The sequence below is a fragment of the Thermococcus profundus genome (genome assembly GCF_002214585.1).
Lineage (GTDB): Archaea > Methanobacteriota_B > Thermococci > Thermococcales > Thermococcaceae > Thermococcus > Thermococcus profundus.
In genome coordinates, this window is sequence record NZ_CP014862.1 from 1,485,472 (window position 1) to 1,500,670 (window position 15,199).

17 protein-coding genes are annotated in these 15,199 nt (G+C 53.2%); 7 read left to right on the forward strand and 10 right to left on the reverse strand.

The annotated features are described in order from the left end of the window. The first annotated feature begins 17 nt into the window (after positions 1-17). Positions 18-827, forward strand: coding sequence for a DNA integrity scanning protein DisA nucleotide-binding domain protein (locus tag A3L09_RS08025; RefSeq protein WP_088858452.1), 810 nt, complete (start codon positions 18-20; stop codon positions 825-827). Positions 828-902: 75 nt separating this feature from the next. On the opposite strand, the gene A3L09_RS08030 is transcribed toward A3L09_RS08025, so the two are convergent. The 4 genes from A3L09_RS08030 to A3L09_RS08045 all read right to left on the reverse strand — a co-directional run bounded on the left by A3L09_RS08030 (position 903) and on the right by A3L09_RS08045 (position 4,801). After that, on the reverse strand, positions 903-2,144 hold the full coding sequence (locus A3L09_RS08030) for a sugar phosphate nucleotidyltransferase (protein WP_088858453.1): 1,242 nt from the start codon (positions 2,142-2,144) through the stop codon (positions 903-905). An 81-nt stretch (positions 2,145-2,225) separates the two neighbouring features. Next, complete coding sequence (locus tag A3L09_RS08035; protein ID WP_088858454.1) at positions 2,226-2,492, reverse strand: helix-turn-helix domain-containing protein; 267 nt, start codon at positions 2,490-2,492, stop codon at positions 2,226-2,228. Between the two features lie 71 nt (positions 2,493-2,563). Then, positions 2,564-4,564: a ferrous iron transport protein B gene (feoB, locus tag A3L09_RS08040; RefSeq protein WP_088858455.1), complete on the reverse strand. Its 2,001-nt coding sequence runs from the start codon at positions 4,562-4,564 to the stop codon at positions 2,564-2,566. 9 nt (positions 4,565-4,573) lie between these two features. Beyond that, a complete protein-coding gene (locus A3L09_RS08045) occupies positions 4,574-4,801 on the reverse strand; it encodes a FeoA family protein (RefSeq protein ID WP_088858456.1) in 228 nt (75 codons plus the stop codon). A gap of 225 nt (positions 4,802-5,026) precedes the next feature. Between A3L09_RS08045 and A3L09_RS08050 the strand changes: the two genes are divergently transcribed. From A3L09_RS08050 to A3L09_RS08065, 4 genes are all read left to right on the forward strand, one after another. Then, complete coding sequence (locus A3L09_RS08050; RefSeq protein WP_088858457.1) at positions 5,027-5,374, forward strand: DUF4870 domain-containing protein; 348 nt, start codon at positions 5,027-5,029, stop codon at positions 5,372-5,374. A 36-nt stretch (positions 5,375-5,410) separates the two neighbouring features. Continuing rightward, a complete protein-coding gene (locus tag A3L09_RS08055) occupies positions 5,411-6,235 on the forward strand; it encodes a 7-cyano-7-deazaguanine synthase (protein ID WP_088859035.1) in 825 nt (274 codons plus the stop codon). Further along, positions 6,207-7,202, forward strand: coding sequence for an AIR synthase family protein (locus tag A3L09_RS08060; RefSeq protein WP_088858458.1), 996 nt, complete (start codon positions 6,207-6,209; stop codon positions 7,200-7,202). The genes A3L09_RS08055 and A3L09_RS08060 overlap by 29 nt, the downstream gene beginning before the upstream one ends. Before the next feature lie 139 nt (positions 7,203-7,341). Continuing rightward, positions 7,342-8,229: a hypothetical protein gene (locus tag A3L09_RS08065; protein WP_088858459.1), complete on the forward strand. Its 888-nt coding sequence runs from the start codon at positions 7,342-7,344 to the stop codon at positions 8,227-8,229. A gap of 59 nt (positions 8,230-8,288) precedes the next feature. Here A3L09_RS08065 and A3L09_RS08070 read toward each other — a convergent pair whose 3' ends face one another. The 4 genes from A3L09_RS08070 to A3L09_RS08085 all read right to left on the reverse strand — a co-directional run bounded on the left by A3L09_RS08070 (position 8,289) and on the right by A3L09_RS08085 (position 11,172). Beyond that, on the reverse strand, positions 8,289-9,362 hold the full coding sequence (locus tag A3L09_RS08070; RefSeq protein WP_088858460.1) for an mRNA surveillance protein pelota: 1,074 nt from the start codon (positions 9,360-9,362) through the stop codon (positions 8,289-8,291). A 49-nt stretch (positions 9,363-9,411) separates the two neighbouring features. Beyond that, the gene (locus tag A3L09_RS08075) at positions 9,412-9,819 is read right to left on the reverse strand and encodes a hypothetical protein (RefSeq protein ID WP_088858461.1); all 408 of its coding nucleotides are present in this window, start codon (positions 9,817-9,819) and stop codon (positions 9,412-9,414) included. A 10-nt stretch (positions 9,820-9,829) separates the two neighbouring features. Then, positions 9,830-10,039 (reverse strand): hypothetical protein, encoded by a 210-nt coding sequence (locus tag A3L09_RS08080; protein WP_088858462.1) that lies wholly within the window; start codon positions 10,037-10,039, stop codon positions 9,830-9,832. Between the two features lie 86 nt (positions 10,040-10,125). Then, a complete protein-coding gene (locus A3L09_RS08085) occupies positions 10,126-11,172 on the reverse strand; it encodes a M24 family metallopeptidase (protein ID WP_088858463.1) in 1,047 nt (348 codons plus the stop codon). A 102-nt stretch (positions 11,173-11,274) separates the two neighbouring features. Between A3L09_RS08085 and A3L09_RS08090 the strand changes: the two genes are divergently transcribed. Continuing rightward, on the forward strand, positions 11,275-11,466 hold the full coding sequence (locus tag A3L09_RS08090; RefSeq protein WP_088858464.1) for a PCNA-inhibitor: 192 nt from the start codon (positions 11,275-11,277) through the stop codon (positions 11,464-11,466). Here the strand turns inward: A3L09_RS08090 and A3L09_RS08095 are convergent. Further along, on the reverse strand, positions 11,461-12,618 hold the full coding sequence (locus tag A3L09_RS08095; protein ID WP_088858465.1) for a methyltransferase domain-containing protein: 1,158 nt from the start codon (positions 12,616-12,618) through the stop codon (positions 11,461-11,463). The two genes, A3L09_RS08090 and A3L09_RS08095, sit on opposite strands and share 6 nt — an antisense overlap. 85 nt (positions 12,619-12,703) lie before the next feature. Here A3L09_RS08095 and A3L09_RS08100 point away from each other — a divergent pair, with 85 nt between their 5' ends. After that, positions 12,704-14,518 carry a dolichyl-phosphate-mannose--protein mannosyltransferase gene (locus A3L09_RS08100; protein ID WP_088858466.1) on the forward strand — a complete coding sequence of 605 codons (1,815 nt, stop codon included), beginning with the start codon at positions 12,704-12,706 and terminating at the stop codon, positions 14,516-14,518. Here the strand turns inward: A3L09_RS08100 and rnhB are convergent, their stop codons facing one another. Next, positions 14,519-15,199, reverse strand: coding sequence for a ribonuclease HII (rnhB, locus tag A3L09_RS08105; RefSeq protein WP_088858467.1), 681 nt, complete (start codon positions 15,197-15,199; stop codon positions 14,519-14,521).

Genomic DNA, 15,199 nt, shown 5'->3' on the forward strand with positions numbered 1-15,199 from the left:
GTTAATGGTTTGGAAAAATGACAATGGTTGACGTGCTGAGTACCGCGGCAGTTGAAGTGGCGAGGAGGATAAGGGCCAGGGTGTTAGTTTTTCTCACGGAGCCACCAAAGGAGACGGAGGAAGAACTGCTGTCAGGGACTGACCTAACCCTCGTGGTCGTTGGCCCGGTTTTTGACGTAAAAAACCCCAGACTGATGCGCCTCTCAATCCCACCCAACCTTGATCTGGAGAGCACTTTGAACCTCGTATCCGCGTTTCTGATGGAACAGCAGTTGGTAAAGGAAGGGGAGTCCTTCGTATACGTGGCCTCAGATGCCCTTGGGGTGAAGACGGTTAAGAAAAATCTGTTCGCAATGAACGGATTTTTCTCCCAAGCCCAATCAGTGGTCCAGAGACTGCTTGAGATAGCCATAGAACTAAGCATCGAAGGACGTGAAGGGCACCCGATAGGAACTCTCTTCGTCGTGGGAGACGTCAAAAACGTCATAAAACACTCTCACAGTATGCTCCCCAACCCCTTCAGAGGCCACAAAATAAACGTGCTCGACAGGAACAGCAAGGAGATAATCAAAGAGTTCGCCCAGCTTGATGGGGCGTTTATAATCAGCTCAAGGGGCAGAATAGTATCCGCGGGAGTTTATCTGGAAGTGGATCCCCGCGGATTGAACCTAAGGCTCCCCCCCGGTCTGGGTACGAGGCACATAGCCGCGGCGGGGATAACAAAGCTCACGAAGGCCACCGCCATAAGCCTCTCCGAGAGCGGAACGATAAGGATATTCAAAAACGGGATGATGCTCCTCGAGTACAACCCGAGGATGAAGTACTGAATAACACCAGCGCGACAAGTGACTGCCAGACACCTCCAACTAAAACGGAAGAACAGTGGGAAAATAAAAAGATCTTCAGAACAGCCACTGGTTCTCTATGCACTCATCACACGGAGGCTTTTCTCCCGCTATCGACTTGAACTTCTTGTAGATGCACTCCGGCAGGCCCAGCGGACAGCGGTCCGGGTATTGACCGGGTCTGACCTTGGTAGGATCGAGCTTTATCTTAATGAACGCCTCGTACTCCTCGACCTTCTTCCAGGGGAGCACCTTCGCACCGTAGATCACGAGGTTGTCGTAGATCTTCGCATAGTCCCCCACGACTGCGTTCTCCTTGAGGATGACGTTCCTGCCGACGACGACACCTTCCCCAAGGATGCTGTCCTTTATCTCCGCCTCGGCCTTGACGATGTCGCTTCCGATAAGAATGGCCCTCTTGAAGTAGGCCTTGTCCTCGACTATCGTGTTGGGCCCGATGTAGGTGTAGGACTTTATCTTAACGCCGTGTCCGATCTTGGCACCCTCATCGATGTAGACCGGACCCTGAATTTCAACGTCTTCAGGAACCTCCGCAGTTTCCTTTATGACCATGTAGCCGTTTTCTTTGGCTATCTCGTCCATGGCTATCTGGTGGGCGTAGAATAGGTCATCGGGGGTCCCGAGATCGACCCAGTAGTTCTCACGGGGCATCTTGTAGGCGTAGACCTCTCCCCTGCCAACGAACTTTGGAAGGATCTCCCTCTCGAAGTAGACTTCCCTGTTCTTGGGTATCTCCTCTAGAACCTTCTTGTTGACCACATAGATTCCCGCATCTACAAGGTTGGTCTTCGGCCTGTGGGGCTTTTCTTCAAAGTGGATAACCTTTCCATCCCCGTCTGTCTCGACCACACCGTAGCGCTCCGGGTCGTAGACCTTCGTAACGGCGACGGTCACAAGGCCGTCGTTCTTCCTGTGGGCATCTATGAGCTCCTCAAAGTTAAAGTTCGTGAAAACGTCGCCGTAAATGACTAGAAAGTCCTCATCAACGTAGTTCTCAACGTTCTTGAGCGCCCCGCCAGTTTCGAGCGGCATCGGGTCGTTAACGAAGCGGATGTCCTTTGGATAGTCCGCCATTTTCTCCTCGATGAACTCCCTTATTTCGCCCCTCATGTAGTGAACGGAGAGGATGATCTCATCAACCTCATTGATCTTCCCGAGGCTTTCGAGAAGGTACTGAAGATTGGGTTTGCCAAGGACTGGGACCATCGGTTTGGGCCTGGTGGAAGAGATCGGCCTGAGCCTGGTACCAAAACCTCCCGCGAGAATGACGGCCTTCATGGTATCACCAATGCTATCTCTGAACGCGGGCTTATATATTTTACGGCCGTAAAATATATCCCCCTGAGTGAGTACAGCGGCTCACTTCTTGAGAGTGAACGCCTTCTCCGTTAAACTGAAAGCCCTGTTTCCCGTTGGCCTCAGACATGAGCCGTGACAGATCCTCTTCAGGGGACAGGTCTCGCAGGAACTTGAACCGAACTCGACCCTCTCAACGTATCCAAGGCTCTCAAGAATTCTGATTATGTCCTCAACTTCCTCACGCGAAATTCCCAGTCTCTCCGCGATCTCCCTCTCATCCCACACGCCGCTTTTTATCAGATCAAGAACCTCCTCCATCCTTCCCATACTACCACCCCATTATCCAGTTCAATCCAAAAATTCAAATTCAAGAGCAGGGATTAAATGAAAATCAAAAACTAAATACCCAGTGCCAGCCCCATGTGCCATATCAGTATCCCAGCTAGGGAAGCCACCGTTATCATGTACACTGTGGTGAACAGCGCCCACTTCCAGTTGCTCTCTGCCTTTATCGCACCTATCGTGGCTATGCACGGTATATAGAGGGTCGTAACGACGGCCAGCACGTAGGCCTGAAGGGGGGTCATCACGTGCCTCATCGCCTCCCTCAGCATGGCCTCTCCACCGCTTACCCCGTATATCACCGAATAGGTGGATATCACGTTCTCCTTCGCTATGATGCCGAAGAGCAGACTCACGGCCGCCTTCCAGTCAAGACCCATGAGCCTCATGTATGGTTCAAAGATCTGGCCAAGCCTCTCCGCGTAGCTCCTTCCCGTTCCGATCTCCACAGGGTAGTTGCTTAGGTACCAGATGACTATTGCACCGACCAGGATGACGGTTCCCGCCTTTTTCACAAACTCCTTGCTCCTCTCCCAGGAGTGGAGTATCACAGTCTTCCAGCTCGGGATGAGGTACTCGGGCAGTTCAATGACGAAGGGACTCTCCTCCCCTCTAACGACGAAATGGCTTATGAGCCACGCCGAAAGCAGGGCAACCGTTATGGCTATCAGATAAACACTTAAAGCCACGAGGGCGTGGTTGGAGCTGAAGAAAGTTCCAGCAAGGAAACTTATCACGCTCAAACGGGCCGAACATGGTATAAATGGGTTAACGAACATAGCAACCAGTCTGTCCCGCTCATCGTCTAGGGTTCTCGTCGCCATCACCGCGGGAACGTTGCATCCAAGTCCCAGTATAAGCGGGATCACCGCCTTTCCTGGAAGGCCGAACTTCCTCATTATACCCTCCATAAGCACCGCTACCCTAGCCATGTATCCTATGTCCTCAAGTATCGAGAGGGCAAAGAACAGGAGGAAGACGAGGGGGAAGAAGCTCAGGACAGCACCAACACCGCCGATTATACCGTCAACTAAGAGGCCTCTCAGAGTCTCGTTGGCTATCTGAGGTACCAGCCACTGGCCGAAGGAATCAAAGAGGTCACCCAGCCACCCCTGGAGGGGAAGGCCGAGGGCAAAGACGAACTTGAATACAGCATAAAACACCGCCGCAAGGACTACGAACCCGTAAACCGGATGGATCAGTACCCTGTCCAGCTGGTCCGTCAGGCTCTCCCCCTCTTTGGCGGTATAATGCATGAACTCATGGGTGAGTCCATCTATGAACTCGTACTTCTGGCTGGCTATGATGAGATCCATCGCCCGTCCATAGCGCTCCTCGGCCTCTCCTATGTGCGTCATTATCTCCTTCAGCTTTTCCTCGCCGATGTACCTCAGAACGAGCTTCATAACCTCGTCGTCGCGCTGGAGGAGCTTTATTGCCAGCCAGCGTAGAGGATAGCGGCTCTCAAGCTCGGTCCCCCTGAGGCACTGCGTTATGTGCTCTATCTCCCTCTCAACCTCGGGATCGTACTCCGGAAGTACCGGTTCCGTCTTTATGAGGCCGTGCGCCATCTCGTATATCCTCTTCTTCAGCTCGTCGACTCCAATGCCCTCCTTGGCGCTCATGGCCACAACCGGGACGCCGAGGGCCTTCGACATCTTCGCTGGGTCTATTCGTATCCCCTTCTTCTCGGCCAGATCTATCTTGTTCAGGGCGATGATCACGTTCTTCAGGCCCATTTCAAGAATCTCCATCGTCAGGAGGAGGTTTCTCAGAACTGAGGTAGCGTCGACAACGTTCACAACAACATCCGGATTTCCGTTGAGAAGGAAGTTCCTGGCAACGAGTTCATCTATCGAGTGGGCGGTGAGGGAGTACGTGCCCGGGAGATCCACGACGAGGAACTTCTCGCCGTTGTACTCAAAAACGCCCTCCTTCTTCTCAACCGTAACACCGGGCCAGTTGCCTACGTGCTGCCTCATTCCGGTTAGATCGTTGAAAACCGTGGTTTTGCCGACGTTGGGGTTACCAGCCAGGGCGACGACCTTCATTGCCATTTTACCACCTCAGAGCTTCCTCACAAGAATCTTTGACGCCATACCCTTTCCAAGGGCGAAACGGGTCCCGCTGACGTTGACGATTATAGGTCCCGTGTTGTATATCTCCAAAACATGCACAACGGCACCTGGAGTGATTCCCATTCCGAGGAGCCGGTTTCTAAATCCCGCCCCTCCCTGAAGGGTAACCACGATCCCCTTTTCCCCGGGCCGAAGTGAGTTTAAAGGTACAATCATGATCACCACCGTTAGGCTCTCCTAATTCCATATCCAAATCCATTGAGAGGCTTAAAAAGCTTTGGTGAGCCTAACAAAACTCAGGAGTTCGAAATTTGAAACTGAGGGGTTCTAAGGCGTTCCCAAGAAGCCGCTACACACGGACCCTAATTATTACAAAAATTGGAAAAGTATTTAAAGTTTTAAGACAAGTACAATAATCTGAAAGAGGAGGTGTGCACAGGAATGGAAGAGTCCAAAAAGACGTCCCTTAATATGGACGAAAACGTTGAGGGATTGATAGCGTACGTTCTTGGACCCATAACCGGGATACTCCTGCTGGTTCTTGAGAAGGAGAGCGACTTCGTCCGCTTCCACGCTATGCAGTCGACGATAACGTTTGTTGGCATCTGGATTATCCAAGCGTTCTTCTGGGTGATACCAGTGATAGGCGGGATAATTTCCTGGCTCCTCGGGCTACTGGCTTTTGCGGCTTGGATTGTGGGGATGGTTAAGGCGTATCAGGGAGAGCTCTACAAGTTCCCGGTTGTTGGAGACCTCGCGGAGCAGTGGGTCAAAAAGGTAAACTTCTGAGGGCATCTTTTTTAAGGCCCTCCCTGATTTTTCTCCATGAGGTTACTCAAGGGAGCTATAGAGGAAGTCCAGAGGTTCTCAGAAGAGGTGGGGCTCTACGGCAAAAGGATCCTCCTCATGTTCTCAGGGGGAAAGGACAGCTCCCTCGCCCTCTACCTCCTCAAGTCGGCTGGTCTGGACGTCTCAGCTCTGACCTTCTTCCACCGATGGAGCTGGAGGGAAACGCTCGTCTGGGCTATGAAATTCACGAAAGAGCTCGGCGTCGAGCACTACCTAGTTGACATAACCAACGGTCTCCTCCGTGAGGCGACGGGAAGGAAGGGACCAGTGTGCATAAACTGCAAGAAGGTAATGCTCTGGAACGCCAAGTGGTTCGCCCTAAACAACGGTTTCGATGTGCTGGCCAAGGGAGACAACGCCAACGACAAGATAATCGGCGCCCTGCTTGATCAGTGCGACGACGATATAAGGCTCTGCTCCCTTCCGCGGATTGGGATTCCCATCTTCCGTCCCCTCATAAAGTACACTGCAGAGGAGGTTGAAGCCCTGGCAGATGAAGCCGGAATAAAGCCCTACCGCATGTACGAGCACGCAAGGCGGAGACAGTGGAGGGAAGGCTGTCCGCTCCAGTACATAGACAGGGAGGAGATCGTAACCAAAGAACTCATGGATCTAGCGTATAAGGTGAACTACGAGGTCAGCAAGATAGCGAGGAAGAGGCGGGTTAGGGTGAGCGTCCGCGTCCCGAGTTTCGAGGTAATGTGCTGGGATTGCGATGGAGGGACGCTGGAAGAGGTGAGGTCAATAATAGGATGCTTTGGAGGGGAGAGAAATGCTCCCAGCGGGAAAGCTGAGGAATGAGATCTTACGCGAGATTGTCTTCCAAAATCTGGGCGTGGAAGATCCCAAAGTCGTGTACAGCCCAAAAGAGGGTTTTGATTCGGCGGTTCTGGAATACGACGGTGAGAACTATCTCGTAGTCGCCACTGACCCTACCCTTGGCGTTCCAGCTGAGACCTTCGGCTTCTTCACATATCACTTCGCGGCGAGTGACGTTGCCGTCTTCGGGGCAAAGCCGAGGTGGCTTGTAGTGGACCTCCTCTTCCCGGGGGGCACCTCTAAGGAGTTCCTGGAGAGGGTCATGAGCGACCTGAACGACGAGTGCAACAAGTACGGCTCAACCATAGTGGGCGGCCACACAGGGGTTTATCCCTCCATAACCGAACCAACTGCGACGACAACGGCCATGGGGCTAGTCAAGAAGGACGAACTCAAACTCCCGCTGGCAAAGCCCGGGGATAAAATAGTCGTTACTGCCAAGGTCGGCCTCGAGTTCGCTGTTTCCGCCGCATATCTCAGGGCAGAGGATCTGTCAAAGATCTTAAACAAGAAAGAGCTGATGAGGCTGAAGCGCTCGTTTTACTTTGAGACAGTAGTTCCAGACGCCCTCGTTGCTAAGCCTTTCGTAAGGGGAATGCACGACGCAACCGAGGGCGGTTTAACTGCCCTCCATGAGATAGCGGACAATTCAGGAGTTGGCTTTAGGGTTTATGCAGAGAAGCTCCACGTTGACCCGCTCGTGAGGAAGGTGCTTGAATTCTATGAACTAGAACCGTGGGACGTTTCCTCAACCGGGACGCTGATAGCCATAACTCCCCCGGAAGACATTGATCCATTAATTACAGAATTACTTAAAAATGGGATTCTGGCATTTGAGCTGGGCGAGTTCACGGAGGAGAATGACCGGGTTCTAGTTGAAGGGAACGAGGAAAGATCTTTTCCGGAGTTCACTGAGGATCCCTACGTGAGGCTCTATGAAAGAGCATAGATCCCAAGCTTGGCAGATTCCTTAGTTGAATACCACCACTCATCTCTCCCATTTGCCGGTGAACCATTCTAGTGAGGTTCCCTTCACAGAAACCCTAATAAGCGATGGGAACGGAGACTTTAAATTAGGAGGTCGTAAGATGGGTCTTCTGAAAAAACTGCTGGTACTGATTGTTGTTCTTTCCGTTTTGTATTCCGGCTTTGTGTTCTATGAGAAAAAGGGCACATCCAGAGGAGTGGTCGTCCTTGCAAGCGACGACCCCGCTTCGATAGCATCGGCCCTGGTTCTGGTTGCCAGGTACGACGGAAAGCTGGTGAAGTTCCAGGCCGGGAAGTTCGATGGAGAAATTGCCTCCGAGGTTCTCTCGCTTTCCCCGGAAGAGGTCTTCTTCGTGGGGGAAGAGCCGCTGGTTCCATCGGGGTACTCCGAGAGATTGGCAGGGAAGGGGATAAAGGTAACATCCCTGGTCGGAAGGGATCGCTTTGAAACCTCGAAAGCGGCGTTCGATCGTTTAGACGACCGCTCCATAGAGAAGAGAGACGTTTACATCGTTAACGGCTGGAACGAGGGGCTTATACTTGACACACTCAGCAGAGATCCCCAAGCCCTCGTGTTGCTGGTAGATCCCCACCACGAAGATCTGGTAAACGCGATACACGAGAGGACTACTCTGTCCAACAAGATTGCTGGGGCATCCTCCGGCGGCTACGGCAGATCCGTCTACGTCGATCCCACCCTCTTCAACGGGGGGAATCCTCCGTGCAACTGCACCCCCATCAGGATCGATGAGAAAAAAATCGCATCGCTCTCGATCGAGAGGCTTGAGAATCTTTCCAATACTATTTCGGATCAGGGCACTCTCGCTCAGGTTAAGGAGAAGATAGCCGCCGCCAAGGAAATGCTTTCAGAGGGGGATTTTGAGAACGCGGAGATAACCGCAGAGGAGGGCCTCCAGATAGCTTACCAGACCATCAGTGGAGAACAGATCGGGCCCGCCGAGAGCAAGGAAAAGGAGAACAAGGGATAGAGGGGTTTTATTCTACTCTCATGACCCCATTATTTTTGACCGTTAAAAAATTTGGAACATCACTTCACCCTGAACCTCAGCAGGGCCGCCAGTCCACCGAGGGCCTTCAGCTTTTCGCCGCCTTCATGCTCCGAACTGACCACAATCACCTCGCCGCGGGAGTACCTCGCCGCGTCCATCAGCCCCTCTATCTTCTCCCTATCCTCGCCCTTGAGCAGTTCGTCGAGGACCAAAAGCGTCTCGACGGCGCCATAGTTTATTGCCTCCTCGACCTCATTGAGACCATAGGCAACTAGCCCGTTGTTCCTGGCGATGTTCTCAAGGACTTTCTCAACCAGCTGAATCTCCTTTGCGACGCGGTTTTCATGGTAAACCCTGTCCACTATCCCCCGCTTTATGACCTCGTATATACCCGTCCTGCCGGTGACGCTCGTATCCTCGATGACGACCTTTTTGGCGAGCTCGGGATATTTATCCCTTAAGAACTTGTAGAAGTCCTCCTTGACGAAGCCAGGCCCAGCAACGATGGCTTTCTCAACGTTCTCGCGCTTCATCACGTCCTCTATGGTCCTCGCAACGTCGTGGAAGAACTTCATCTCCTCGCTCTCCCTATCCGTCCTGTACTGCTTCCCTCCAAGGTTGTGGCGGATGCTGTTGAGAATCTCGACGCCGTACTCCCTAACCAGAGCCATATCTGCCTCCCCGTCGTCGATGACCACTATCATCACGCGCGCCCTCTTCGATGCCTCAACCGCCTCCTTAAGCCGCTCTATGTGGTGCTCCTTCCAGCGGGGCTTCTGGATGGTTACAACTGTCCCCTGCTCTATCGCTATCGTGTGATACTTGCCTAGTGGTACGTCCTCCCTGCTGGCGTAGACTATGGGGCCAGTGACGCGAACCTGGTTGGCGAACTTGTGGAAGTTTATCTTCTCGGCTTTAACACCCAAGAAAACTGGAATGACCTCGACCTTTTCAGCCCTCAAGGAGTCGGCTCTCTGGGCCTGCTTCCTGAGGGTTTTGGCGTAAACGGTGTCTCCAGGGTCGATTATGTGGTAGAGGTGCCACAGGTCGTCGAGGGTCTCGGCCTTCACCTTGACCTTGCCTTCCTTGAGATCCTGGTGGATTATCTGCACTCTCTCACCTCCAGAGAATAGAGAAGAGCGGGTTTAAAAAACATTTTAGTCACATGAAATCCTTCATCATGCGAAGGGTGTCGAGCTTGTACTTGATCTCAATGTGCTTCATGCCGAAGGCGTTCATCAGGAGGGAACTTGCTTCGGCTCCCATTTTCACGACTTCATTGCCCTGGTACTTGATTACGACGGTCTTTCCCTGAGAGGCAAGGTCCTCGGCGTAGAGCTTCATCTCGTTCATCATTTCTTTTTTCTCCCCGATTCCTCCCTTATCCTTTCCTAGGATGGTAGAGAATGCATCCATAAGCTTCTTAATCTTTTTAGGATTGTTGATATCCAGTATAATCTCGTCGCGGGTTATCGTGATCGAGTCACCGCCCATGGACACCGTTACGGATCCGCAGCAGATTATCCTCTGAAGATTAAGCGCCATTCTGAAAATGGAATGAAGATCCATAGGACCACCATCAGCCCTTCTTTATGGGTTCGAGGCGGAACCTCACCTCACCGTCCATCTTGAAGTCCCTGAAGTTCATCCTTATTTCGTTCTCACTCAGAATCCCGATGATGGTCTCCATAAGTCCAATCCCCGACTTGGGAATACTGGGGATGTCGGAGAGGTTAATACCAGACTCAGTCATCTTCTCCATCTTCTCTTCAATGGCACTGGTGACCATTTTCTCACCTCCGCGTATAACATCGCTCCACATTATTTTACGCGCAGATGCTTTTAAGATTTACTAAGAAAAGGTTAGGAAAAGGTTCAGATGAGCTCCCTCTCCGTCTTGGTGAGCCTCTCGGCACCGTTCTCCGTGATGACTATTGTGTCCTCTATCCTTACGCCGCCGAACTTGGGGATGTAGATTCCAGGCTCTACCGTTATCACCATTCCAGGCTTGAGAACGGTCTCATCGTACTGGCTCACCCCAGGCCACTCGTGGATTTCAAGACCGACGCCGTGGCCCGTCGAATGGATGAAGTAGTCCCCGTATCCGTATTCCGCTATAACGTTTCTCGCGGCGGTGTCAACGTCCTTGGCAGTAACTCCGGGCTTGGCAGCTTTTATGCCCTCCTTCTGGGCCTCCAGGACGATTTCGTATATCTCCTTCTGTTTTTCGTTCGGTAAGCCGACCACAACGGTTCTCGTCATGTCGGAGTGGTAGTGGTTGAAGAGCGCGCCCTCATCGATGACGACGAGGTCTCCCTTCTCTATCACCTTGTCGCTCGCTATCCCGTGCGGAAGGGCCGAGCGCCACCCGCTCGCCACTATCGTGTCGAAGGCAACCTTCTCAGCCCCGTTCATCTTCATGACGTACTCCATCTTGGCTGCGACTTCCCTCTCCTTAACTCCCTCGCGCACCTCTTCGAGGGCAGTCTCCATGGCTAGATCGGCTATCCTGCAGGCCTGCTTTATAACCTCTATCTCCTCCGGCGTCTTAACCATTCTAAGCTCCTTGATGACGTCGTCCACAATCGTGAACTCCTCAGCTCCTATCTTCTCCCTGAGGTTCTGAACGCTTGAGTAGCTCGTCCTTCCCTCGATGCCGAGCTTTTTGAGGTTGAACCCCTTAAGCTTCTCATAGAGATCGGCACCCTTTTTGAAGTACTCAACCGGAACCCTTGAGCTCTCCTTGGCCTCCTCGTACTCGAGCTGGGGGACGAGGAAGAGCTCTTCGTCGGGGGTTACCACGAGGTAGCCGCCGAGAACGGGGGCGGAGCCGGTGAAGTAAAACAGGTTCGGCTTGTAGGTTATCAGAACGCCGTCGAGCTCCTTCTCGGCTATGAACTCCTTCAACTTTTCGATCCTCATCTGAACCACCTGAAGTGTGTTGAAGTGAGCGGATAAAACGTTTTCGATGGGGGAAGTCGGAAAAGTTTTATACTTCAGCTCCTATTTCCCCCGGTTGAAATCATGGACCGAAAGCTGGACGAGTTCCTGAACGCAGGGGCCCCAGCCAAAAAATCCGAGAGCGTGCGGAAGAAGAGAAAGCGGCTGAGGGAGACGAGCCTAGACAGGTTTCTGCCGGAAGAGCACGTCGACTACTTCAAAGCCCTCAGAATAGGCTCCAAGAAGATAAGGAACGCGAGGATAGAAGAGCTATAGCGCCTCCGCTATTATGGCCCTGTCCTTGAGCTGGAAGACGAAAGCCCTTCTCTCTCCCTTAAGGTTGGCCTCGATCCTTCTCCGCACCTTCCAGTAATCCCTCTCCGGAACGCTTATCCTCAAAGTTGCCCTTCCAAAGCCTTCTTTCCTGAGGAAGTCGTTTATCCTGACGGGATGGAAGGGCAGGACGGCAAGAACCGAATAGACCCTTTTGAAGTAGTCGCTCCTTATCTCATCATCACCCGTCGCCAGAACGCGCCTCTTCTCCCTCAGGAGCATCTTCATCTCCCCACCAACGGCGTGGAAGAGCTCGTTTATCAGATCCGCGTAGTCAATGGACTGCGGTATCTCATAGAGGTACTCGCCGGGCTCTTCAATCCACTCAACGATGTTCTCAAGATCAGGGTCGCTCTCCAGCCTTGCTCCTGTGGGTAGGGTCGCCGCGCTCCTCTCCGCTTTAGCAAGGGGTTCGGAGTAAAAGGCCAAGCGATTTATCGCGCCGAAAAGGTCCACGTACTCAAACTCGCCCTTCCAGGGGACTTTCTCGCGCCTTATCTGGGGCGGGAGATCGAAGATGAAGGCGTCCGTCTTACCCTTGTAAGCCTCGTAGATTTTAAGTGGACTCGGCAGAAGACCTTCAAGGTTCCTCTCTGGAGCCTCTGGGGGCCTTGCCGGGTCTGAGAAAATAACTTCTGCATCGATTTTTTCGACGGTTTCCGGCGAGAGTGAATCGGCGTTGAGGAACTCGATGTTCGAAACTCCGTACTTCTCTGCGTTCCGTTTGGCGAACTCGATTTTGACCGGATCAATATCGATGCCGTAGGCCCTCTCCACGTTCATCGCGTAGAAGATGAGCTGTATTCCAATTCCGCAGGATACGTCGGCGATGCTCTTTACCCCAAACTCCTTCAGCCTCTCAGCTCGGTACCTGGCAACGACCTCATGAGTGGCGTAGCGGAGGCCTTCCATATCCATCCACAGATCCGAGCGGGAGAACTTGTCTCTTGCCCTTATCCTGGCCTTGGCCACCTCGACGAGCTCCCTCCAGTAGGGACCGAGCTTTGCCCTCAGCTTCCTCTCGTCCAGGCCCCGCCTCACAAGCTCCACCGCGAGGCCCACTTCCTCCTCCGTTACCTCGTTCACCCACGTCATCGGGGGTTAGTTGGGAGGAGCGCTTAAAAAGTTGAGGTATGGAGAAACTTAAAAGGAGCAACTCCCAATATCGGCGGGTGGTAGAATGGTAACAATGAGGCAGGTAAAATTCGTTCTGTTCATCCTCGTTGCCATCGGAATTATGGGCGCTTCCCTCTGGTACGCCTTTGACACGGCTTCGAAGGCCAGCTTGAAGGACTACGTCGGGGATGAGGTATGGTACGTCCCGGCCGCTAGGAACACACTTCACAGGCTCGGCCTTCAGGCTCACTACGTTCACAACGGCTACGAGGGCGTCAACGTCATTTTCGCGAGCGATAAGGACAAGCTCAAGTACAGGCACTTCGTCGACGAGGCTCTAGTTATCTACAAGGGCAACATGTCGGCCACGATTAGCTACAAAGAGTTCCCGGGAATGTACGTTGAGATTCCAAGGGAAAAAATGGACAAGTTCCTGAAGCACCTGGAGGACAACATTCCGCCGGAAGCGTACTACGTCGTAACCGGCTACCAGTACCCTGACAAGGACAACATCCAGAATTACCTAAACACCGAGCACCCGTTCCTGGGGAAGGACTTCATAATGCTCTCAATGCTGCTTTTCGGGGATTACCCCTACGACTGGCGCGTTCCGGGGCTTGTTCTCTACGGACTCCTCCAGCTCCTAGTCCTTCTTACGGCTTACAGGATCACTAAGAGCTATCTAGCTTCATTAATAGCGCTCTTCTTTGCCGCCGTTGACCCGACGCTCCAGGCCACAGCCGTCACGGCCATGCTCGACATATACGTCGCCGCTTTCGTCATGATCTTCGTCTTCCTCCTGACCTATGGGTGGAGGAACCTCTCCGGCCTCGGGATAGGACTCGGAGCGGCGACCAAGCTGAGCGGCGCCTTTGGCTATCCGGTGCTATTCCTCAGGCTTCTAGCGGACCTCAAAGGAGAAACCGACTGGAAGAAGGGAGTCAGGATAGTTGTGGTACTGGCGCTCCTCGGAGGAGCTATAGTGGCGTACGCGGAACACAGGGCAGGTTTCTGGGATGCGAAATACTTCTACATCCTGACCCTACTAACTCTTCTTGCCCTGGCGGAGTTCTCCTACTCTAGCAGAGACGCAGTTAAAGAACTTGTCTACGTCCTAAACGCGGGCCTGATCCTTCCGCTGGTTGGCTTCATTATCCCAGAGCTTCCGATAATAAAGGCCTACGGCTTCGATCCCTGGCTCAGGGACTTCCTGGGTAGCTTCAAGTGGCACCTCAGCTACAAGGGGGAGAACCCGTGGACGGCGCCCTTCTGGGAGTGGTTCTACAACGGCAACTCCTTCCACTTCCACTTCAACCCTGATGTTGTAGCCAGCACAAACCCAACCCTGCTCCTCTTCATGATAGTGGCGATCTTCGCGATCCCCTACGTGTGGAAGAGGCGCGGGGAAGGGGCGCTCGTTCCCTTTGGCGTCTTCTGGAGCACGGTTCTGCTCTTCGCCCTCCAGTATGCTATGGGCGGAAAGACGCAGTTCAGCTTCTACGCCACTGCCCTCGTCCCAGAGGCGGCAGTAGTTATGGGAGTAGTTGTTTACGACATCGTCAACTGGGAGGCCTTCACGGATTCCCTCCTCGACTACCTCTACTGGCTCGGCAGGATCTGCAGAATAGGGAGGTTCGTTGATTACGTTGAGAATAAGAGGGCGGAGAAGGAAGAGAAAGCCGAAGAAACCACCGCTCCCACCATCTTGCCATCGATACCGCTCCCGCCGACGGTTTACGTCCAGTACCACGGCCTTCCGAAGAAGAGGGCAGTCGAGAGGGAAGCCAAGAGGAGGGAGCCAAAGCCGGGCGGGCTTCCAAGGAAGGGGGGAAAGAGCGAAAGTGAAAAGGCCAGCGAGGAAGACGAGGAAAACCTCTGATCATTTCTTTTTTAGAAACGGTTCAAGGCTCCTCTGCCCCGGCTTCTTTTTGAACTTCTCCTCGATCTTTTTCAGGGTCTTCCAGGTTCTCCTCACTATCGGGGGGAAGTCCCCGTGCTCCCGGTAGTATTCCTCAAGGAAAGCCCGTGTCCTAGGGTCGCTCGGGTAGCCAGAGCCTATCTCACCGTACTCCTCCTTGAGCTTTTCTATCTCCCGATCCCTCGTCACCTTGGCGAGTATAGAGGCGGCGGATACCGGGATGAAGCGGTCGTCGGCTTTGTGCTCCGCCACTATCTCGGCGCTGAAATCTAGCCTTTTGCCTATCTCCTCACCGAAGCGCTCCTCCTTAACGTCGGCGGCGTCGATGTAAACAACGTCCGGCTTCACCTTCAGGGAGTTTAAGGCCCTTACGAAGTTCTCAACCTCAAACTCGTTGAGGGTCACTTCCCTGGAGTCGATCTCCTCCGGCGAGAGCTTTATGATGACGTAGTCATCGAGAAGGGACGTTATCTCATCGAAGAGGGTCTCCCTCCTCTTCGGGCTCAGCTTTTTGGAGTCCTTAACTCCCAGCTTCTCAAGCTCCTCAACCTTATCCTCATCCACAATGGCGGCCGCTATGACCATCGGACCGATGACAGGCCCCCTTCCAGCCTCGTCTATCCCAGCGAGCTTCCTTCCCAT